Source organism: Zhengella sedimenti (assembly GCF_046506625.1).
Taxonomy (GTDB): Bacteria; Pseudomonadota; Alphaproteobacteria; order Rhizobiales; family Rhizobiaceae; genus Zhengella; species Zhengella sedimenti.
Map to the genome: position 1 here is coordinate 13,369 of NZ_JBKFFP010000003.1, position 21,069 is coordinate 34,437.

Genomic DNA, 21,069 nt, shown 5'->3' on the forward strand with positions numbered 1-21,069 from the left:
GAGGTGCTATGCGCTGAACGTGTACGCACCAGCTTTGCTTGATAATCGACTTCGGCCTGGGCAGCCGCTTGTTCATCAGCGAGATTCATTGTACGAAAGCCATCAAGCATCAGGATGAGGGTGTAGCCCTCGCCAACCTGCCCGCCCGGGCAAGGTGGTACCCGAACAGGGGATGCGGCCAACTGGCAACCAAGCGGGCCCATCAATCAATTTCTCCTGCTGCGATCTTTGGCTGACCTCGCTTGGTTTGGCGCGGTCGGAAACATGTGCGGCTGCATCATGATCATCAGCCGCGCGAGGATGAAGCCACACGTGCGGTCGCAGCAGAACTGTACAGGAGGAACTCGACCAACAAGGAAGACAGCAGAAACCACCGGGTGACCGACCCATTCGGTCCGGCATTTGATTTTCAGCTTGTGCGCCGTGGGATGACCCCAGAAGCACTAAAGAGAGAAAGATATTGATATGCTCGTTCAGTCCGGCCTGTTCACATCGGAAAGCGTCTCCGACGGCCACCCCGACAAGATCTGCGACCAGGTCTCAGACACCATCCTGGACGCATGCCTCAGCCAAGATCCGGGATCGCGCGTCGCCATCGAAACGGCCCTGAAGGGCCGCACGCTCTGTCTTCTCGGGGAAATCACCACGGGTGCCCAGTTGGACCTTGGCGCCATCGCAAGAGGCGTTCTTTGCGACATCGGTCATGCAGGCGGGCACTGGGGTCTTGATCCCGACAACCTCATCGTCATCGAGGATGTCACCCTGCAGTCGCCGGAGATCAAGGCTGGCGTGGATGGGCTGGAACTCGGGGCAGGGGACCAGGGCATCATGTTCGGCTTTGCGTGCGACGAAACCGATGCCTTGATGCCGCTGCCGATTGAACTTGCCCATGCCTTGATGCGCCGGCAGCGCGAACTCCGCCTCTTGCCCGAGGGCGCGCTGCTGGGTCCGGACGCGAAGTCCCAGGTGACCGTGGCGTACGAGAATGGCCGACCTGTCGGCATCGATACCGTCGTCGTCTCGACGCAACACGATGCGCAACTGGCTCTCGCTGACCTGCGCGACCTGGTCAGAACCTCGCTCATCGAACCGGTCCTCGGCGACTGGCTGAGGCCGGATGTGAAGATCTTCATCAATCCGGCCGGCAGCTTCGTTCATGGCGGGCCCGCGGCGGATGCGGGGCTCACGGGCCGGAAGATCATTGTCGATACCTATGGTGGCTATGCCCGCCATGGCGGCGGCGCGTTCTCCGGAAAGGATGCGACCAAGGTGGACCGGTCCGCCGCCTATGCGGCTCGCCAGCTTGCACGCGATGTCGTCGCGCGGGGGTGGGCGCGTGCCTGCGAAGTCCGTGTGGCCTACGCAATCGGAATGTCCAGGCCGATCGATGTTCGCTTTGACACGTTCGGCACGTCCGATGGTCAGGATCCTGCTGTCCGCTACCGCGGCGAGGGGATCGATCTCTTCGACCTGATGCGCCCGGCTTCGATCCTTCGACGGCTGAACCTTGATCAGCCAGCCTTCCGCACGACCTCGACCTTTGGTCATTTCGGCCGTCCGGAATTTTCCTGGGAGAAGGCCGTCGTGGGTGACGTGGAGCGATGACGCAGATGACTTCATCGCATCGCACATCACCGGCCAGGACGAACAGGGAAAACCGGACATGAAGACGAAGGAAGCCAGAGAACTCGATGCGAAACTGAAGGCGCTCGGGATTCACACGCCATCCAGGGAACTCTTGAAGAGATTGTCGATGGAGGACCTGCGCTATCTGATTGAACCGCCGAGCAGACTGAAAACGACATATGTTTACGACCGCAACATCTCCGTTGAAGGAGAGGAGCTTCGCAAATGGATCGACATGGGCTTGATCTCGATCGATGCGACGAAGGCCAAGGCTGCAGGCTACACACCTGAAGCGCTGGAAGAGCTGATCCACGTTTACGGTCAGATCGATCCACAGCGCAAACGCGAGTCGGTGATATGGGCCCTGATCCAGAAACCCGTTTCCGCCGACTTCCTGCGCGCGTGCCAAGCACGCCGCTATGACGTCGATTGGGTGCGCGAGGCGATCGACGACGGGGCATCCATTGAAGCCATGGATGGTCTGAAGCAGTCCGGCATCCCGCTCCATTTCATGCCGGTTGCCGGCGCCCTTGATCGAGGGGAAAGTCGTTGTGACGCTGCCGCGCTGAAGCTCTGGTATGACACGGCGATCGAACCGTCGGTGGCTGCGCGGCTCATTGATGCCGAGGTGGGGCCTGAAGAGGCGCAACTCTGGTACAAACACGGGTTCCTGTCGAAGGAGATCATTGAAAGCAAGCGCAGGGGCCTGCGTCTGGAGGATCAGCTTGCCGACAGACCCGACGTTTCCTTCAGCCAGGCTTTTCGCCATCGAGGCGAGGGGGCCTATGCGCCTAGGGGAGATTTCGGTTGGCGTCTGCGCCGGGCCATGAATGAGATCGATGTTCCGGCGTTTGGCTCCAGCATGATGTTTGCAACATCGAGAGCTGCCTATCCGTTCCTCGATGGCGGTTACACCCGCGTCGACGGCTATGGGTTTGGATCGCCCAGTTACAGCTATGTTCGCGGGCCGCTCGCAGTCCGCTTTGCGTGTGCGCGCATCGGGGTCAAGTTTCCACGTCGCATCAAGGACAGCGCCGAGGATGTCCCCTACGAGCACATGATAGGGTTACTGAACGTGCAGAGACAGAACGACGTCATTGATCTCTTCATGGACGACTTCGTGTTGAAGCCTGGAAGGTGACCTTGGAACGATCGCTACTCGGCTGGCTCTCCCCTGGTCACCACCGCACGGGCCGCCGGAATGTGCTTGTAGAGGGTGGAAACCGAAACGCCCAGCCGTTTGGCCACATCTTTCGTGGAGAGCTTTGAATCGGCAAGCAGGGCCCGCGCGACGATCTTGTCCTCTTCGGACAACGCGCGGGGCCTTCCGCCAACACGGCCTTTCGCGCGTGCTGCATCCAATCCGGCCTTGGTGCGTTCGCGTATGATCGAGCGCTCGAATTCGGCAAGCGCGCAGAAGATGTGAAAGACCAGGCGGCCGCCCGAGGTCGTCGTGTCGATGTTTTCCGTGACAGAGCGAAACCCGACGCCGCGGTCCTCCAGCAGTTCGACGGTCTCGATGAGCTGCTTCAATGAACGCGCCAGGCGATCTAGCTTCCACACGACCAAGGTGTCGCCCTTTCGCATGTAGTCGATGGCCGCGACCAATTGCGGTCGATCACGTTGAGCACCGGACGCGGTTTCCTGGAAGATCTTCTCGCAGCCGATCGCCTCCAGGGCGTCCAACTGAAGCTGCGGATTCTGATCCTGGGTGCTGACCCGCGCGTAACCGACGTCCATGTGCCATCCTCCGAAAACTCGATGCGAGGATATGTTTTCGGAGGAGGTATTACAAGAAACAGTTTTAGGAACATGACGTACAGGCCCTGACGAGGTCGAGCGAGGCCATTGGCCGCTTCCGAAAAGGGTTCGTATTTTTTTCAGATTAGAGCTGTTTACGAGCGACCTGAATCAATGGGGATTCTCAAATCGGTGCGGTTTTGATTATGGGATGGTTCGCCCCTCTCTGGAGCGATCGGTTAGGATTTCTCCGCTTTGAGAAAGAGAGGAACGAACCGATGTCGATATTCCTGGTTGAGATTGATTGTGTTTAACCAATCATCAATTGTACCCGCGGTTGGCTCGCTCAGCACGGGTTACAGACGCTCAGGAGGAGCGGAAATGTCTAAGGTCAGAAACTTCAGGCCATCAGCGGAATATTGCGGTTGACGATCAGTCTGTGACTTCATTGCCTGGGCCAAGCCGCTCCCGGATATCGGAAGCCACCGTCTCAAGCGCCGGGGTGACAATTTCCGCGGTAATGGGTAGCGACAGGAAGCCGTGGAGCATGCCTTCAAACGTGTGCAGCCGCACGTCGTTTCCCTGGCGTTTGAGCGTTTCAGACAGGGCGACGCCCTCGTCATGCAGGATGTCATACTCGGCGACGCCGATCGAGACGGGAGGCAGGCCGGACAGCGCTTGCGGCGCGATGGGTGAAGCGGCCGAGGTCTGTGCAACCTCGTCACCGAGGAAACAGGACCAGAACCACTGCATGGCCTCGCGCGTGAGCATGTGGTTTTCGGCGAACCTGTGCTGGGAGGCCGTGTTGCAGGCCGGGTCCAGGGCCGGGTAGATCAGGCTGACATGGCGCAGCACAATCCCCTGTTGCGTTGCCGCACATGCGGCGGAGAGGGCGAGGTTGGCGCCGGCGCTGTCACCGCAAAGCCCAAGGCGCGTGGCGTCGATTCCGAGGCCGCTAGCGTTTTCCCTGGCCCAGGCGAGCGCGTCGGTCACATCCTGTACGGGGCCGGGATACCGGTATTCCGGCGAGAGCCGGTAATCGACGGCAAGGATCGCGCATCCGCTCAGGGCCGCCAAGGTCCGGCAGAGGGCATCATGGGTTTCGAGATTGCCCCAGACCCATCCACCACCATGGCTGAAGATGATTAGTGGCAAGCCGGCGCCGGGATGCGGACGGTAAAGGCGCAGGGGAATGGTGCGATCCCCGGCGATGGCGGCCAGATCGGCAGTTTCCATCCGCGGGCCCGCCGGAGCCTCCATCATCGCCGCATTGGCGGCCTTTCTCACCTTTTCGATCGGTACATGCGGTGGCGGCCTGCGCACCGTGTTGCGTGGGTCGGCAAGAAGGCTGGAAAAACAGGGGTTCAGTGGCATGTGATAAAAAGCTACTTGCGAGTTTCGATTTATTACGCTTAGTATCAATGCCTGATTTGGGAATGAATTTCAATGTGCCTGGGAGGAAGCAGGCTTGTCGAAACACGCTGCGACGCCGCAATCACGATGGAAGAGCCCACAGGATCGGCGTGCCGCCCTGGTCGAGCGTTTTCCGGTCTGGAAGCCGACCACGCTGCACGGGATGCTGGACCATATCGCGGCGGAATTTCCCGACCGCATCTATGTCGCGACCGACGAAGGCCAATGGACATATGCGCAAGTGGTTGCCTGGTCGCAGCGGCTGGCCGCGGGCCTTGTCGGGACCGGCGTCCGGCCTGGCGACCGTGTCGCCGTCGTCATGGCAAATTATCCCGAGTTCATCGCGCTCAAGTTTGCGATTTCGCGAGCCGGTGCGACCTGTGTTCCGGTCAATATCCTGAACCGGCGCGACGAACTGGCCTATGTACTGCGCCAGGCGGAGGTGAGGGTGCTTGTCACCATGGACCGCTTCCGGGACAACGACTATCTCGCCGCGCTTGACCAGATCGCGCCCGGCTGGGAGACCGGGGGCGGGGCGGACCTTCCGCATCTGGCTTCGGTCGTCGTCTTCCCGGTCGGCGATGCGCCGCTCCGCGAGAAAGCCGGATCCCTGGCCTCGCTCGAGGCGTCGGGCCGCGCCTTCAGCGGCTATCCCGATGCCGACCCTCACGCCGTGTCCGACATTCTCTACACCTCCGGCACGACCGGTTCGCCCAAGGGTGCCATGCTGACCCATGACCAGTATCTGCGCGCGGCTTTCGCAAGTGCCTATTGGCGGGCCTTCGATGATGGCTGGAGGATCCTCTACGCGCTGCCCATGTACCACGTCTTCGGATATGCCGAAGGCATGCTCGCTGCCATGATCGCGGGAGGCGTTGCCGTGCCGCGGGTCCGCTTCGATCCCGACGACATGCTTGACGCTGCGGAACGTCATCGGGCCGATGACATCCTGATGGTGCCGACCATGACCCGGCTGGTACTCGACGCGCAAAGGGCACGGCCGCGTGCGCTTCCCGATCTGAAGGCGGTGCTGTCGTCGGGGCAACGGTCCCCAGAGGGAATGTTCGACGAGATTTTCGAACTGCTTCACCCGCATGAAGTGACGACCGGCTACGGCATGACGGAAACCACGGCCACGACGACGCTGACCCGGCCGGAAGACCCGCGCGACTGGCTGCTGACCCAGGGGCCAATGCGCGAGGCCGGTCCGGCCGGCGATCCGGCGCTAGGCGGCAGGCTGGTGGACTACCGTGTCGTGGATACGGCGACGGAAGAAGTCGCGGGACCCGGCCAGATCGGCGAGTTGCGCGCCAGGGGGCCAGGCATCACGCAGGGATACTACAAGAAGCCGGAGGAAACGGCCGCGGCCTTCGACGCCGATGGCTGGTTCCGGTCCGGCGATCTCGGCTATTTCGACGAAAAGGGACGGCTGATCCTGGCGGGCCGGCTGAAGGAGACCTATCGCTGTGGCGGCGAACAGGTAATGCCGACAGAGGTCGAGGACGTGCTGACCAGCCATCCTGATGTCGTGCAGGCGCATGTCGTTCCTGTTCCGGACGAACGGATGGGGGAGACCGGCGCGGCATGGGTGGTGCTTCGCGACGGCGCCGGCGTGACGCTTGAGGAGCTTCGCGCGCGCTGCGAGACATCGCTCGCCCGGTTCAAGGTTCCCAAATACGTCCTGGAAATCGATGCCGCCGATCTGCCGACCACCGCGTCAGGGCGCGCGCGCAAGTTTCTCCTGTCCGAGCGCGCCATCGCGCAACTCGGCCTGTCGTCCGGCCGATCGGCCGCCCCGTCCGCAAATGTGGACAATTGAGAGGATCGCCATGAACGTCCAGCCCATGCCCATCGCCGAGGCTTGCAAGATCACGCCCGAGACACCGGTCGGTTTCGACCTGATCGGGGTGAAGAAGAAGGCGCTGATCCAGCTGATGGGTTCACGTCTTTGGGGCCGCTTCAACCCGAACCACTGGGATCCGGTCTATGCGCGTGAAACCGGCCTCGCCAAGCCCATCCAGACGGGCGAGATGTGCTCTGCCTATATCGCGGAGATGTGCGTCAACTGGTTCGGCCCGGCGATGTTCAGGAACGCGCGTATTTCCTGCAAGTACGTCGCCTCGATTTATGCGGACGAGACCATCACGACCTATGGCAAGGTCGTCGAGAAGACGCCGAAGGGCAATGGCTACCGGTTCAAGGTCGATGTCTGGGCCGAGAACGAGGACGGCGAAACGAAGACCATCGGTTTCGTCGAAGCCGATGTTGGCGTCTGAAATGAAAGGAAGAACAGCCATGTCCGCTGACAACGAAGTCGCCATCGACAGCCTCCGCCCGATGACGGAGATCCAGATCGCCCAGACCCGCGAATTCATCGAGAGCCTGAAAGAGGAATGCCAGACGTACTGGGACATGGTGGAGATCGGCGACGTGCTGTCGCGGGATCTCTGCGTGACGCCGGAGCTTGTCATTCTCTATGCCGATGCCGTGGAGGATTACTCGCCCTGGTACGAGGGCTGGAAGATGAACACGTGGCGGATCGAGGGCGAGAGCCCGTTCGGCGGAGCCATTGTCCCACCGATGATGATGTCGCATTTCGTTCTTTCGGTTCAGTTCGATCATACCAAGCCGTTCGCCATCGGTTCGGTGCATACCTTTCACGATACCGAGATCCTGGAACCCATCCCGGTCGGCGCGACGGTTCGCATCCGCACCGAGGCCATCGACAAGTTCGAAAAGCGCGGCCGCCGCTATGTGCGCCATGCCGTTTCGGTGAGCGACGTAGACAAGGGAACGCTCTATATGCGTGAAACGCGTGACATCATGTCATTGTGATTGCGATGGCTACTGCCGGCAACGCGTGTCCGGGCGCCGGACGAAAGGGCTTGGTGACAGGCACGGGCCCTGAGTGATAATCCGCATGGAATGCCGGTGAAGCGAGGAGCGGTCAATTGCCGAAACTGTCGAACGAGCGGATGAAGATTCGCGATGAAGTCGCGGCACTCAAACGCGAGCGCACACTTGGCGCAGCAGCCGATCTCTTCTACGAGCGCGGCTATGAAAACACGACGCTTGACGACGTGGCCAAGCACCTTGGTGTGACCAAGCCATTCATTTACGCCAATATCGGCTCCAAGAGCGATCTCCTCGCCAAGATATGCGAGGTCGGCGTCGGCCGCTCGCTTGAAGTCATTCGCGACGTTTTGAAAAAAGGCATGGGACCTGTCGAGAGCCTTGAGGAATTCGCGCCGCGCTATGTCGCAACGATCCTCAGCAGCCAGAAGAGTATCGCGATCTATATCCGCGAGGAAAAGAACCTCGAACCGAAGGATGCCGCGCGGCTTGCCGAACTGCGGCGCCAGTTCGTCGGCGAGATCGAGCGGCTGTTGCGTGCGGGCATCGACAGCGGTGCATTCCGGATCAGTGATTCCCGCCTCAGCGCCCTGGCCCTGATTGGTGCCGTGAGCTGGTCCACATTCTGGTACCGGCCGGATGGAAAGAAGTCACTGGAAGAAATCGCCAGCGGCCTCTCCGATTTCATCGTCGGTCTGGTGCGAAGCGAACCGGCTTCCGCCTAGGCTGCCTTCCGGATTCCTGCCAACGCGGTCGATGCCGCCCGCCTGGAACGGTGGTGCCGTCAGCCATTCCCGTAGCGTGATCTGATCGCCGCGAAAGGCGCCCGTCTGGCGTTTTCTGCTGCCTCTGTCGGGTGCTTCAACCAAAAAAAATTGCGCACCGATTAACAATGGTCTTGAAAAGATACTGGTGAGTAGTTTAACGTCCGTGTCAGTCAGATTGACCTGTTTGGTGGTTTGGGAGGAGCAGGACGGTGGAACAGTTCGATGCGGTCATCATCGGGGCCGGCCTGTCGGGTCTTCGTGCGCTTTACCGGTTCCGCGAGGCAGGGCTGAAGGTGGTCGTCCTGGAAGCCTCCGATGAAGTCGGTGGCGTGTGGAACCACAACCGCTATCCCGGTGCGCGCTGCGACGTGGAGAGCTACGACTATTCCTACAGCTTCTCGCCTGAACTGGAGCAGGAATGGCGCTGGAGCGAGCGCTACCCGACGCAGCCGGAAATCCTGCGCTACATCAATCACGTCGCCGACCGTTTCGATCTGCGCAAGGATATCGAGACGGGAACGAAGATGACGAGTGCCGTCTACGACGAGACCGATGCCCTGTGGACCATCCGGGCGGAGGATGGCCGTACCTGGGTGGCGCGCAATCTCGTCCTGTGCCTGGGACAGCTGTCGGCGACCAAGCTTCCCGATTATCCGGGACTGGCCGCCTTCCGTGGCGAGGTCATTCACAGCGGCAATTGGCCGAGGCGCAAGGTCGACTTCGCCGGCAAGCGCGTCGGCATCATCGGGACCGGTTCTTCCGGGATGCAGATGACGCCGGTCATCGCCGAGACCGCCGCCCATGTCACCGTCTTCCAGCGCACGCCGAACTATTCCGTGCCTGCGGCCAATGCGCCGCTGACAGACGAGGAAGACCGCCGGGTCAAGGAGCGTTACCGGGAACGGCGCGAGCAGTGCCGGAATTCGCCGACCGGCCTCGGTTTCATGCCGCCAAGGACGAAGACGCTGGAAGCGCCGGAAGACGAGCGCAACGCCGCCTTCGAGGAGGCCTACCACCGGCTCGGCTTCGGCTTCGCGCTCGTCTATCCGGATATCCTGCTTGAAAAGCCGGCCAACGATATCGCGTCGGACTTCCTGCGCCGCAAGATGGCCGAGCGCGTCAAGGATCCGGTGGTTCGCGAGAAGATCGTGCCGCACGATCACCCGTTCGGCGCGCGGCGCCCCAGTGTTGACAGCGGCTATTTCGAGGCCCTGAACCGTGACAACGTGGAACTGGCCGACGTGCGCGAGTACCCGATCGTCGAATTCACTGCCGAGGGTATCCGTACCGAGGAAAAGCTGCACAAGCTGGACATGGTGATTTTCGCCACGGGCTTCGACGCGCTGACGGGCGCCCTGCTCAGGCCGGAGATCGTTGGCCGCAACGGCGTGACGCTGCGCGAAAAGTGGGCTTCCGGACCCTTGACCCAGCTCGGGATCGGCGTTTCCGGTTTCCCCAACATGCTGGTCGTGGTTGGCCCCGGCAGCCCGTCCATCCTGACCAATGTTATGGTCTCGATCGAGGAGCAGGTCGACTGGCTGGCCGAGCTCCTGCGCGGCATGAAGACGCGCGGCGAGATCGAGATCGAGGCGACTGAGGCCGCCGAACAGGAGTGGACGAACCACGTCCAGGAGCGGGCGCACCAGACGCTCTACATGACCACGAATTCCTTTTACAACGGCGGCGAGATCAAGGGGAAACCCCGCGTATTCATGCCCTATTCCGGCGGGGTCCGGAATTACCGCCGCCACCTGAAGGAATGCGCCGAGGCTGGCTATTCCGGCTTTGAACTGCGTGCCACCCCCCTGGCGGCCAAGGATGCCGTGTCCGGCGAGAAGGCCGTCCGCCGTGGCTGATTTCTCTGACAGGACCGCCATCGTGACAGGTGCCGGAGGCGAAATCGGGCGCTCCGCCTGCCTCGGGCTTGCGCGTCTCGGCGCGCGGGTGCTGGCCGTCGACCTGAACGAAGAGGCCGCGCGGCAGACCGCGGACGCCATAGAACGCACGGGCGGCGAAGCTGTGGCGATGGCCGCCGATGTCAGTTCTGAAGCCGATGTGGCCGCGTTCGTGGAACGCTCCGTCGATCTGTGGGGACGTCTCGACGTGCTGATCAACAATGCCGGATGGCAGGGGCCGGTCGCACCGTTGACAGCGTGTACGGTGGATGACTTCGACCGCGTCATGGCGATCAACGTACGTGGCGTTTTCCTCGGCATGAAACATGCGCTGCCAGTTATCGCACGACAGGGGGGCGCGGTGGTCAACACCGCTTCCCTCGGGTCGTATGTCGCGACCCGCAACCTCTCACCTTATACGGCCAGCAAGCACGCCGTCATGGGCCTCACAAAGACTGCTGCGCTCGAAGTCGCGCGACAGGGCGTACGGGTCAATGCCGTTTGCCCCGGTCCGGTGGATACGCCCTTGCTGCGCGAGATCGAAACGCGACAGGCCAATGGCGATTTCGAGGGCCTGCGCCGGAAGCGCACCGGATCGATACCGACCGGCCGCTATGCGTTGCCGGCCGAAGTCGCCGATCTCATGATCTTTCTCGTTTCCGACCATGCGGCCCACATCACGGGGCAGGGCATCCATATCAACGGAGGCGCCTATGCTGCCTGATGCCGGGAACGCGAAGAAGGGCGTCGGTGTCGTTGGCGCCGGAACGATGGGTGTCGGCATTGCCTATGTCTTCGCCATGGCCGGTCATCCGGTCGTTGTGGTGGAGCCGGACGGAAGGCGCAGCGTCGAAGCCCGTGCGACAATGGAGCAGGCCGCGGGCGACGCGGTGCGGCGCGGGAAGATCTCCGCCGACGATGCGCGCCGCCGCCTTGCCTCGATCCGGTTTGCCGGCGCGGTTTCCGAGCTTCCGGTCGGGATGGCTCTTGTCATCGAAACCGTGCCCGAACGGCTGGACATCAAGCATCGGGTGCTTGCCGGGATCGACGGCCGTTCGCCCGCCATCATCGCAACAAACACCAGCGCGCTTTCCATAGATGATCTGGCGGCGGCGGTTTCCCGGCCGGACGCCTTCATCGGGATGCATTTCTTCAATCCGGTCTGGTCGCTGCACCTTGTCGAACTGGTCCGCGGTACGGCGACTAGTGATGAGACGCTGGCAACGGCGACGGCCTTTGCAACTGGCATTGGCAAGAAGACCGCCGTGGTCAGCGACCGGCCAGGCTTCATCACCAGCCGCCTCGACCTGATCCTGGCGCTGGAGGCCATCCGCATGGTCGAGGAAGGCGTAGCGAGCCCGAACGATATCGATGTGGCGATCACGACCGCCTACCGGCATCCCGTCGGTCCGCTGCGCCTGACCGACCTTGTCGGACTTGATGTGCGGCTCGATATCGCCCGACACCTCGGCGAGGCAATCGGGCCGCGTTATGCGCCGCCGCGCCTTCTGGAAGAGAAGGTCGCCCGTGGCGAACTCGGCCGGAAATCCGGCCATGGTTTCTACGATTGGTCCGCCGAGGCGGACGCTGGAAGGGCTGGACAAAAGGCATGACACAGTTGTTTCACACCAGCTTGGTTGATACGGCAGAGCACCACAAGATGCTGCGCGAAAGCGTGGGCAAGCTCGTCGGAGGATTTGGCCGGCGTTATTTCCAGGAAATCTACCGGACAGGCGCAAAGCCGGTGGAGTTGTGGAACGCACTGGGCGCGGCCGGCTTTCTCGGGGTTCATGTCTCGGAGGCCTATGGCGGTGCCGGTGGCGGGCTCGCTGACTACAATGTGATTGTCGAGGAAACGGCCGCGCAGGGCTGCCCGATCCTCTCGCTGGTCATCGGCTCGATCTGTGCCCCGATCATCGAGCGCCATGCATCCGACGAGATGAAGCAGACCTGGCTACCGGGCCTGGCCTCCGGCGCCATGCGGCTCGCCTTTGCCATCACCGAGCCGGACGCAGGCTCAAACACGCACAAGGTTTCGACCATCGCGCGGCGCGACGGAAACGGCTGGTCGCTGAAGGGAACGAAATACTGGACGTCGGCCGTGGATGAAGTCGATGCCATCATGGTTGTCGCGCGAGGAGAAACGCTGGACGAACGCGGCCGCGGGGCGCTTTCGCTGTTCCTGGTACCCGCCGATGCAGCGGGTCTGAGCAAGACGCCGATCGAGACCGCGCTGCATGTGCCCGAAACGCAGTTCATGGTCTATTTCGACGATGTGAAGCTGCCCGCCGACGCTCTGGTCGGGCGCGAGGGCAACGGCCTCAAGCAGCTTTTCGACGGCCTCAATCCCGAGCGCATCTGCGCTGCCGCCATCAACAACGGGATCGCCCGCCACGCCATTGAGAAGGCGTCAGTCTACGCGCAGGATCGCAGCGTCTGGGGCGTTCCGATCGGCGCGCACCAGGGCGTCTCGCATCCCCTCGCCAAGGCTTATGTCGGGGTGCAGCAGGCGCGCCTGATGACGGCACGTGCGGCACAGCTCTATGACGAGGGATCGCCGGAAGCCGGCGAGGCCTCCAACATGGCGAAGTTCGCTGCCGCCGACAGTTCGCTGGAAGCGCTCGACCAAGCCATCCAGGTGCATGGCGGCAACGGCCTGTCGATCGAATATGGCTTGGCGGACCTCTGGTTCATTGCCCGCCTGCACAAGACCGCACCCGTTAGCCGCGAAATGGTCCTCAACTTCTTTGCCCAGCATAGCCTGGGTCTTCCGAAGAGCTATTGAGACGTTCATCATGAGCGAACCGGCCCGCCACATTGCCACCTTCGCCGACCGGATCCGCGCCCACGCGCTGAACCGCCCTGACGCTGCGGCTCTGACGTTCGGCGGGCAGACGCAGAGCTTCGCCGATCTCGATCGGGCAAGTTCCCGGGCGGCCAACGCATTGACCGCGACGGGTATCCGGCGCGGCGACCGCGTGGCACTCCTGACCAGGAACCGGCCGGAATACTTCGAACTGATCACCGCCTGCAGCAAGATCGGTGCGATCCTGGTCGGCCTCAACTGGCGCCTGTCCGCCCGCGAAATCGCGGAGATCATTGCCGATGCCCAGCCTTCGATCATCCTGGCCGACGAGACCGGCCTCGGCCTGCTCGCCGGGGCGGCGGCGCCATGCCGCGTCATTGCGTTCGGCCCGGAATACGATGCCTTCCGCGATGCGGCCGACGCAACGGACACAGGCTATTCGGGACCAGCCGACGAAGTCCTTCTGCTGCTCTACACCTCGGGCACGACCGGTCTGCCCAAGGGCGTTATGCTGACCAACGAGAACATGGCCTATACCCATCGCCTTGCCAGCGAAGCGTGGTCCATGAGCGAGCGGAGCGTCAATCTTGTCGCCATGCCCATGTTCCATATCGGCGGCTGCGGCTATGGCAGCAGCACGATGCTTGTCGGTGGCCACACGATCCTGATGGCCGACGTCAACCTGCCGCAGATGATCCAGCTCATCGCGGACTACCGGGTGACGAACACCTTCCTTGTTCCCGCGGTCATCCAGGCCCTGCTCAACCTGCCAGATATAGAAACCTCGGATGTGACCAGTCTCGAACTGCTGATGTATGGCGCCGCGCCGATCGGTGACGTGCTGCTGCGGCGCGCCATGGCGGCCTTCAAGTGCAATTTCATGCATGCTTACGGCATGACGGAAGCCGCCGGGACGGTCGTCATGCTCGACCCGTCCGAGCACGATCCGGATGGCCCGCGCCGCGGCCTGCTCAAGTCCTGCGGCAAGGCCCTGCCATGGGTCGGTCTGCGCGTCGTCAAGGACGGCGCCGACTGCGCGCCGGGCGATGTGGGGGAAATCTGGCTGAAGTCGGCCATGCTGATGAAGGGTTACTGGAACAACCCGGAAGCCACCCGCGAAGCCGTGGTGGAGGATGGCTGGTACCGGACAGGCGACGCCGCCTACCTGGACGAGGAAGGCCATGTCTTTCTCGTCGACCGCTTCAAGGACATGATCATCTCGGGCGGCGAGAATATCTATCCGGCCGAGATCGAGAATGTTCTCAACGCCCATCCGGCCATCCAGGAGGTCGGTGTCATCGGCGTGCCGCACGCGAAATGGGGCGAGACGCCACTCGCAGTGGTCGTTCCCCGTCCTGGGCAAAGCGTGGACGAGGCCGAGGTGATCGCGTTCACACGCGACCGGCTGGCCCATTACAAGTGCCCCACGCGCGTGGCCATTGCCGAGACGCTGCCGCGCAATGCATCCGGCAAGCTGCTCAAGCACGAGATGCGGCGGATCTTCGGCGCGCCGCCGGTTCCCGTGCTGTCCCTGGCGCGGCGTTGGGTCAACGACTACTTCAACCGCCACGATCCGGTCGCTTGCGCGACCTTCATCGCTCCGGACTATGCGCTGGAAATCGGCGATGTCGTCTTCTCCGGACGCGACGAGCAATGGCTCCCCGCAGTCGACAAGCAGATGAAAGCCTTTCCGGGCCTGTCGATGACGGTTCACCGGGCCGTCTGTGGGCCGGACTGGGCGGCGCTCTGGTTCAGCGAACATGGCCGGAGCGAAGGCAAGGCCACAGTCTGGTCGGGTGTCGCGATCTACCGGTCCAACGGAAAGGTGCTGACCGGTTGTGTGGCGCAAGAGGACTATTTCACGCGGCGGCGCCAGTTGAAGTCGGGCATTGCAGATACGCCGGACTGCCCGGCCGTCGCGCCTTGGGACACCGACTGCCTTCCCGCCAATCCGGATGCGGAAGAGGCGGTGCGGACCTGGCTGGCGGCGTCCTGGCCTCTCGCGACGGACGGCGTGCGTGTCGATGACGAACACATCACCGGTGAACCCTTGCGCTTTGGCGTTGACGAGGTCGAGGACCGTACGGTGCTGTCGTCCGGTGACTGGGTGGTCTTCAACGTCCGCCAGCACGGCCGCTACCTCGGCGGATTGCCGGGAGCGTCCGAAGAACCGGCGCCCGCCTTCCTCGATTGCAACGGCATGATCCGTGTCCGGGACGGCAAGGTCGTCGAAGGGCGCGTGATCCGTGACCGGATGGGGCTGTTCGCGCGGCTGAGGAGGGCGTCATGACGTCATCTTCCGCAAACGATGCGGCACCGGTGCTGGTGGAGGCCGCAGAAGGCGTCCTGATCATTACCATCAACCGGCCCGAAGCCCGCAATGCCATCGACCGTGCAACCTCCGAGGCCATCGCCGCCGCCATTCGCCGGCTGGATGGCAGCGAGGGGCTTTCCGTCGGAATCCTGACCGGCGTCGGCGGGCACTTCTCGGCCGGAATGGACCTCAAGGCCTTTGCGGCAGGCGAACGGGTGGAACTGGAGGAGGGCGGCCTTGCCGGTCTCGTCAAGTCACCGCCCCGCAAGCCGCTGATCGCCGCCGTCGAGGGCTACGCACTGGCCGGGGGCTTCGAGATCGCTCTGGCCTGCGACCTGATCGTCGCCTCCGCATCCGCCCGTTTCGGCCTGCCGGAAGTGCGGCGCGGGCTGATCGCCGGTTCCGGCGGCCTGCTGCGCCTGCCGGACCGCATGCCGCCGCAGATCGCCAAGGAACTCGTGCTCACCGGCCGCATGTTCGATGCGAAGGAAGCCGAACGCTGGGGCCTCGTGAACCGCCTGACGGAAGAGGGCGGGGCGTTGGCTGCGGCTTTGGAACTGGCATCGATCATCCGGGCCAACGGCCCCTTGGCGGTCGTGATCTCGAAACACATCCTCGACGAGCAGCACAATTGGCCGGCCGACACCGTCTGGCAGCGCCAGGATGCCTTGCTTGAAGAGGTTCTGAATTCCGCCGATGCCCGGGAGGGAGCCCGGGCTTTCGGCGAAAAGCGCCCGCCCGTCTGGTCCGGGCGATGACGACCGAATTCGATGGCGTGACCGACAGGGAACCATCGGACCACCGCGTGCAGGGATTGCCTGCGCTCAACACATGGGAGGAATGGAAATGAAGGCATATACTTTGAAAGGCCGGTCTCGCGCACCCATGCACAAGGCCATTGTGACTGCGCTGCTGTTCGGCATCGCGTCGACAGCCGCAGTTGCGGCGGATGCCCCGAAGGATGGCGTTCACGCCGACCGCATCGACTGGGGCGTGATCATGGACCTGTCCGGTCCGACCTCAGGCTCGCAGGGCGTCTGGACCAAGGGTCTTCAGGACTACATGGCCATGGTGAACGAGAACGGCGGCATCGGCGGGCGCAACGTCAACGTCCTGGCCGAGGACGGCCGCTTCAACGCGGCCAATGACAAGATCGCTTTCGACAAGCTTGTCGGCCAGACCCCGGTCATCGCGCTGTCCGGCTTCGGCACATCCGCCTCCCAGGTCGCTCTTGCCGAGGAGATCCGCAATGGCTCGGTTCCCGTGATCGGCACCTATACGCCCACGAAGGCCTTGTCGGAGCCGACCAGCAAGATGGTCTACAACGGCTTTTGCGGATACCAGCAGATGGCCGTCGCCGGCGTCGGATACATGGTCGAGAAGCTTGGCCTGAAGAATCCTAAAGTCATGACGGTGGCGATCGAGACCGCAGGCGGCAAGGAATATGCCGACTATGTCGCAGCCGCGGTCGCGAAATACGGCGGCACGGCTTCGTCCACCACCATGAAGATCGCGGCGGTCGATGTCACGCCGCAGGTGCAGCAGATCCTTGCGGAGAAGCCCGACTTCATCACGATCTACGGGATCGAGAATACCGCGATCCTGACGATGAAGACGATGCACCAGTATGGTCTCGACATCCCGGGGTTCGGCATCACCTATCTTGGCACAAAGTCGGTCTACAACGCGCTCGGCGCCGAGGCCGGCGACAACTACAACTTCATCAGCTGCTTCACACCGGGCGGTGCGGATGATTCCGAAGGCAACAAGGAGATGGTTGCCTATGCCGAGAAGGCCGGCCGCGGCGATCTCGCTTCCAACATCAACTATGTCGCCGGGTGGGTCGCCGGCATGACGGCGGAAACCGCCCTGAGGAAGGTTGAGGGAGATCTCAACCGTGCCAGCCTCGTGAGTGCGATCGAGGGCGGCTTCACGGTCGATCCGAAGGGCCTGGCGGCCCCGATCGTCTACACGCCCGAAGACCATACCGGTCCGCAGGTACTGAAGATGTTCGGCTATGACTACGAGAAAGACGCCTTCGTCTCCTATGGCGATTATGCCGACTACGAGAAGTACACCAAGTAATCGGACCTGATCAGGGAAAGGGGACCGGGCGATGTTTGCGCAAGTCCTGTTCAGCGGATTCGCTCTCGGCAGCATTTACGGGCTTGTGGCGCTCGGATTTGCCGTCGTGTTCAAGGCGACCCATGTGTTCAACTTCGCCCAGGGAGCCCTGGCGGTCTGCGGAGCCTATTTCGCCGTGACCGCCATCTCCGTCCTCGGGCTTCCCTTTCCCCTGGCAATTCTCGCGATGCTTGCCGCCTCGGCATTGCTCGGCGTCATCATCCACATGACGCTGATCCAGCCGTTGTCCGGCCGCTCCATGCTCGCCATCATCATGGTGACGATCGCCTTGTCGATCGTCATCCGGGCGGTCATCGAGATCATCTACGGGCCGCAGGGGCGTGTGCTCAGCACGCCCCTGCCAACCGGCGTCTTCATCATCGGCGATCTGCGCATGCCGAAACTTCATCTTACCGCGGCGGCGACAAGCTGGTTCTGCATGGCCGCGTTCGGCGCGTTCTTCCGCTTCACGCGTGCGGGGCTGCTGATGCGCGCCACCGCCGACCGCCATGAGGCGGCCATGGCCGCGGGCGTCAACGTCAACCTGATGAACCGGCTGGCCTGGGCCATCGGTTCGGTTCTCGCAGGAATCGGCGGGCTTTTCCTCGGTCAGCTGCAGATCGTCTCGACCGAACTCGAGCATATCGGCCTTCTTGCGCTGCCAGCGGTGGTCATCGGCGGCATGCAAAGCATCACCGGCGCCATCGTCGGCGGCCTGCTCGTTGGCATGATCGAGCAATTCTCGTCATCCTACATATCGCCGAAATCGACCGACATCGCCATCTACGGCTTCCTGCTGCTCGTTCTCCTGTTGCGCCCCTGGGGTCTTCTGGGTGACCGGGAAACCGGGAGGGTATGACCGTGACCGATGTCCGGATCGACTCCGCGAAACCCATGGCGACCGGCAAGGCATGGGACGCCCGCCGCGCCATACTCGTCACGCTCGCCGTTTTGGGGCTCATCTACCTGCCGTTTCTGCTGACAGAGCGGGCGGTGTTCGGCATTCCGCTGTCCAACGGCATGCTCCTCAACCTCGGCATCACGCAGATCAACCTCATGCTCATCTTCATGCTGGGTGCGCTGTCTCTCAACTTCCTGACGGGTTGCGCCGGCCTGATCTCCATCGGACATGGGGCGTTCTACGCCGTTGGCGCCATGACCGGCGCGATCGTGGGGACACAATGGGGCATGCCTCTCCCGGTCGTGCTGGTGGCCGCCGCGCTTGTCGGTGCATTCGCCGGCATCGTCGCCGGACTGCCTTCACTGCGGGTACGCGGGCTCTACTTCGTGCTGTCCACGATGGCCGCCCATTACATCGTCATCTTCATTTTCCAGGAATACCAGTTCGCGTTCTTCGATGTCGTCGGCGTGCCGTATACCGATCCCGCGCTCGGTCCGCTGGCGCTCGATACGCCGATCCGCTGGTACTTTTTCCTCCTGGTGCTCGTGATTGCTGTCTATTGGGGCCTTTCCAACATCCTGACGAGCCGCGAAGGCCGGGCCATGCGCGCCATGCATGACCATGAATTGGCCGCGACGGCAATGGGCGCCGACGTCCGTGTCCTCCGCCTGAAGGCATTCGCGCTCAGTTCCGCAATCGCGGCCGTCGGCGGTGCGCTCTATGCCTATTACCTGACCAACGCCACGTCGGAATCCTTCGGAATCTCCTTTGCCATCCAATTCATCGCCATGATCATCATTGGCGGGCTGGGATCTTTGGCGGGTTCGCTGTTCGGCGCCGCGATCTGGCTGCTGCTGCCGAGCCTGATTTCCGGCCTCGCCGCCAATGTCGGCGATGCGCCGGCCATTGTTCGCGTGCTGCTGGTCGATCACCGGGCACAGTTCGTCCAGGCGCTCTTCGGTTCGCTGGTCATCTTGCTGCTGATCTTCGCACCGGGCGGACTGCCTGACCTGAGCCGCAAGTTCGGCCGCTTGTTTTCCATGGGGCGCGGACAATGAACGACCAGATCCTCGATATCCGTGACCTGTCGGTCGGCTATGGCCGCAAGGGGCTTGCGCTCGATTCCGTCAGTTTCTCCGTTCCCCGTCACGCCATTGTCGGATTGCTGGGCGCCAATGGCGCCGGAAAGACGACGCTTATCCGGTCAATCACCGGCTTGCTGAAGATCAATGGCGGCCAGGTCGTCAACGGCTCCGTGACCTTCGAAGGCCAGCCGATCCTCGGCCTGCCGGCCCACAAGCGCGTCGCCCTCGGCCTTGCGCAGTCACCGGAAGGCCGCATGGTTTTCTCCCGAATGACGGTGGAGGAGAATCTCATGGTCGGCGCAGCCATGCTTCCGCGCAGCCGTCAGGATGAAGGCCTGTCGTCCATCTACCAGTTCTTTCCGCGCCTGAAGGAACGGCACAAGCAGATCGCCGGGCTTCTTTCCGGTGGCGAGCAGCAGATGCTGGCCCTGGGCCGCGCACTGATCTCGCGGCCGAAACTGCTGCTGGTCGACGAGCTTTCGCTCGGTCTGGCGCCGATCCTCGTCAACGAGATCTACGGCGAACTGGGCAGGATCGCCCGCTCACTGGGCACGACCATGCTGGTGGTGGAGCAAAACGCCCACGTCGCGCTGAAATACGTCGACACCATCCATGTGCTGGATCGAGGCTCGATCGGCTATTCCGGCACGGCGGAAGAGGCCGCCGGCAGCGAGGAAATGAAGCGCGCCTATCTCGGTGAAGGTCAGAAGGAGGGCGCGGCGTGACGGAACCGCTCCTGTCGATCGATCGGCTCGACATGCGCTTTGGCGGCATCGTGGCCCTCGACCACGTCAGCCTGACCGCGCAAGAAGGCGCGATCACCGCCCTTATCGGGCCGAACGGCGCCGGCAAGACGACGATGTTCAACTGCATCACGGGCATGTACCGGCCGACATCGGGAAGCATCCGCTTTTCCGGCAGGGAAGTGGCCGGCCGGCCAGCCTTCGAAATCGCGCGCGCCGGTGTGGCGCGCACCTTCCAGAACCTGGCCCTGTTTCCGAGCCTGACGATTATCGAGAACATCCTGTGCGGTGCCTATCTGAAGGGCAGTTCGGGCCTTCTTCAAGGCGCATTGCGCTCGCGCGCCAGCCGGCGCGAGGAGCGCGAGGCAGAGGCCGAGGCCTGGAACATTCTCGGCTTCCTCGGCATGGAGGATCTTGCCGCCGTCAGGCCGGCCGAATTGCCCTACGGACAGCAGAAGCAGGTCGAATTCGGCCGTGCGCTGATGCAGAAATCGCAACTCGTCCTGCTCGATGAGCCGATGGCCGGAATGAGCGCGGGCGAAAAGAAGGCGATGTCGGACCTGATCCTGCGGGTGAGGGCAGACATGGGCAAGAGCTTCCTGATCGTCGAGCACGACATTCCCGTCGTCATGGAACTGTCCGACAAGATCGTCGTGCTCAATTTCGGCCGCAAGATCGCCGACGGGGAACCAGAGGCAGTCCGCAACGATCCCAAGGTCATAGCCGCCTATATCGGTGGTGAGGACTAGATCTGGATGCTGCACTCGATGCGAGACAGACCCACCTGATGGACCGGGCGCAG

Annotated in this window: 19 protein-coding genes and 1 riboswitch; of the genes, 17 read left to right on the forward strand and 2 right to left on the reverse strand. The window is 62.7% G+C overall.

Annotated elements, in window-relative coordinates; translation table 11 throughout:
* Positions 1-101: 101 nt before the first annotated feature.
* A riboswitch (SAM-I-IV-variant riboswitch) is annotated at positions 102-203 on the forward strand.
* A 262-nt stretch (positions 204-465) separates the two neighbouring features.
* Positions 466-1,605, forward strand: coding sequence for a methionine adenosyltransferase (gene metK, locus ACLB6G_RS09485; protein WP_410355928.1), 1,140 nt, complete (start codon positions 466-468; stop codon positions 1,603-1,605).
* A gap of 58 nt (positions 1,606-1,663) precedes the next feature.
* Positions 1,664-2,767: a hypothetical protein gene (locus tag ACLB6G_RS09490; protein ID WP_410355929.1), complete on the forward strand. Its 1,104-nt coding sequence runs from the start codon at positions 1,664-1,666 to the stop codon at positions 2,765-2,767.
* A gap of 14 nt (positions 2,768-2,781) precedes the next feature.
* Here the strand turns inward: ACLB6G_RS09490 and ACLB6G_RS09495 are convergent, their stop codons facing one another.
* Both ACLB6G_RS09495 and ACLB6G_RS09500 read right to left on the reverse strand, forming a co-directional pair.
* On the reverse strand, positions 2,782-3,366 hold the full coding sequence (locus ACLB6G_RS09495; protein WP_410355930.1) for a recombinase family protein: 585 nt from the start codon (positions 3,364-3,366) through the stop codon (positions 2,782-2,784).
* A 432-nt stretch (positions 3,367-3,798) separates the two neighbouring features.
* Positions 3,799-4,602, reverse strand: a complete 804-nt coding sequence (locus ACLB6G_RS09500) for an alpha/beta hydrolase (RefSeq protein ID WP_410355931.1) — start codon at positions 4,600-4,602, stop codon at positions 3,799-3,801.
* Between the two features lie 232 nt (positions 4,603-4,834).
* On the opposite strand from ACLB6G_RS09500, the gene ACLB6G_RS09505 reads away from it, so the two are divergent.
* The 15 genes from ACLB6G_RS09505 (at position 4,835) to ACLB6G_RS09575 (ending at position 21,016) form a co-directional block, all read left to right on the forward strand.
* Positions 4,835-6,598, forward strand: a complete 1,764-nt coding sequence (locus ACLB6G_RS09505; protein WP_410355932.1) for a class I adenylate-forming enzyme family protein — start codon at positions 4,835-4,837, stop codon at positions 6,596-6,598.
* Between the two features lie 10 nt (positions 6,599-6,608).
* Positions 6,609-7,055 carry a MaoC family dehydratase gene (locus tag ACLB6G_RS09510; RefSeq protein WP_410355933.1) on the forward strand — a complete coding sequence of 149 codons (447 nt, stop codon included), beginning with the start codon at positions 6,609-6,611 and terminating at the stop codon, positions 7,053-7,055.
* 19 nt (positions 7,056-7,074) lie between these two features.
* Positions 7,075-7,614 carry a MaoC family dehydratase gene (locus ACLB6G_RS09515; protein ID WP_410355934.1) on the forward strand — a complete coding sequence of 180 codons (540 nt, stop codon included), beginning with the start codon at positions 7,075-7,077 and terminating at the stop codon, positions 7,612-7,614.
* A 116-nt stretch (positions 7,615-7,730) separates the two neighbouring features.
* Positions 7,731-8,357: a TetR family transcriptional regulator gene (locus ACLB6G_RS09520; RefSeq protein WP_410355935.1), complete on the forward strand. Its 627-nt coding sequence runs from the start codon at positions 7,731-7,733 to the stop codon at positions 8,355-8,357.
* A gap of 251 nt (positions 8,358-8,608) precedes the next feature.
* Positions 8,609-10,255: a flavin-containing monooxygenase gene (locus ACLB6G_RS09525; protein WP_410355936.1), complete on the forward strand. Its 1,647-nt coding sequence runs from the start codon at positions 8,609-8,611 to the stop codon at positions 10,253-10,255.
* Complete coding sequence (locus ACLB6G_RS09530) at positions 10,248-11,018, forward strand: SDR family NAD(P)-dependent oxidoreductase (protein WP_410355937.1); 771 nt, start codon at positions 10,248-10,250, stop codon at positions 11,016-11,018. Before ACLB6G_RS09525 ends, ACLB6G_RS09530 begins: the two co-directional genes overlap by 8 nt.
* Positions 11,008-11,907: a 3-hydroxyacyl-CoA dehydrogenase family protein gene (locus ACLB6G_RS09535; RefSeq protein WP_410355938.1), complete on the forward strand. Its 900-nt coding sequence runs from the start codon at positions 11,008-11,010 to the stop codon at positions 11,905-11,907. The genes ACLB6G_RS09530 and ACLB6G_RS09535 overlap by 11 nt, the downstream gene beginning before the upstream one ends.
* Positions 11,904-13,079, forward strand: coding sequence for an acyl-CoA dehydrogenase family protein (locus tag ACLB6G_RS09540; RefSeq protein ID WP_410355939.1), 1,176 nt, complete (start codon positions 11,904-11,906; stop codon positions 13,077-13,079). The genes ACLB6G_RS09535 and ACLB6G_RS09540 overlap by 4 nt, the downstream gene beginning before the upstream one ends.
* Before the next feature lie 10 nt (positions 13,080-13,089).
* Entirely contained in the window at positions 13,090-15,390 is a 2,301-nt protein-coding gene (locus tag ACLB6G_RS09545) for a long-chain-fatty-acid--CoA ligase (protein ID WP_410355940.1), read from the forward strand.
* A complete protein-coding gene (locus ACLB6G_RS09550) occupies positions 15,387-16,172 on the forward strand; it encodes a crotonase/enoyl-CoA hydratase family protein (RefSeq protein WP_410355941.1) in 786 nt (261 codons plus the stop codon). Before ACLB6G_RS09545 ends, ACLB6G_RS09550 begins: the two co-directional genes overlap by 4 nt.
* Positions 16,173-16,299: 127 nt before the next feature.
* On the forward strand, positions 16,300-17,499 hold the full coding sequence (locus ACLB6G_RS09555) for an ABC transporter substrate-binding protein (protein WP_410355942.1): 1,200 nt from the start codon (positions 16,300-16,302) through the stop codon (positions 17,497-17,499).
* A 31-nt stretch (positions 17,500-17,530) separates the two neighbouring features.
* Positions 17,531-18,397, forward strand: coding sequence for a branched-chain amino acid ABC transporter permease (locus ACLB6G_RS09560; protein WP_410355943.1), 867 nt, complete (start codon positions 17,531-17,533; stop codon positions 18,395-18,397).
* Positions 18,394-19,497 (forward strand): branched-chain amino acid ABC transporter permease, encoded by a 1,104-nt coding sequence (locus ACLB6G_RS09565; protein WP_410355944.1) that lies wholly within the window; start codon positions 18,394-18,396, stop codon positions 19,495-19,497. The genes ACLB6G_RS09560 and ACLB6G_RS09565 overlap by 4 nt, the downstream gene beginning before the upstream one ends.
* Positions 19,494-20,249 (forward strand): ABC transporter ATP-binding protein, encoded by a 756-nt coding sequence (locus ACLB6G_RS09570; protein ID WP_410355945.1) that lies wholly within the window; start codon positions 19,494-19,496, stop codon positions 20,247-20,249. Before ACLB6G_RS09565 ends, ACLB6G_RS09570 begins: the two co-directional genes overlap by 4 nt.
* A complete protein-coding gene (locus ACLB6G_RS09575; RefSeq protein WP_410355946.1) occupies positions 20,246-21,016 on the forward strand; it encodes an ABC transporter ATP-binding protein in 771 nt (256 codons plus the stop codon). The genes ACLB6G_RS09570 and ACLB6G_RS09575 overlap by 4 nt, the downstream gene beginning before the upstream one ends.
* Positions 21,017-21,069: the final 53 nt, after the last annotated feature.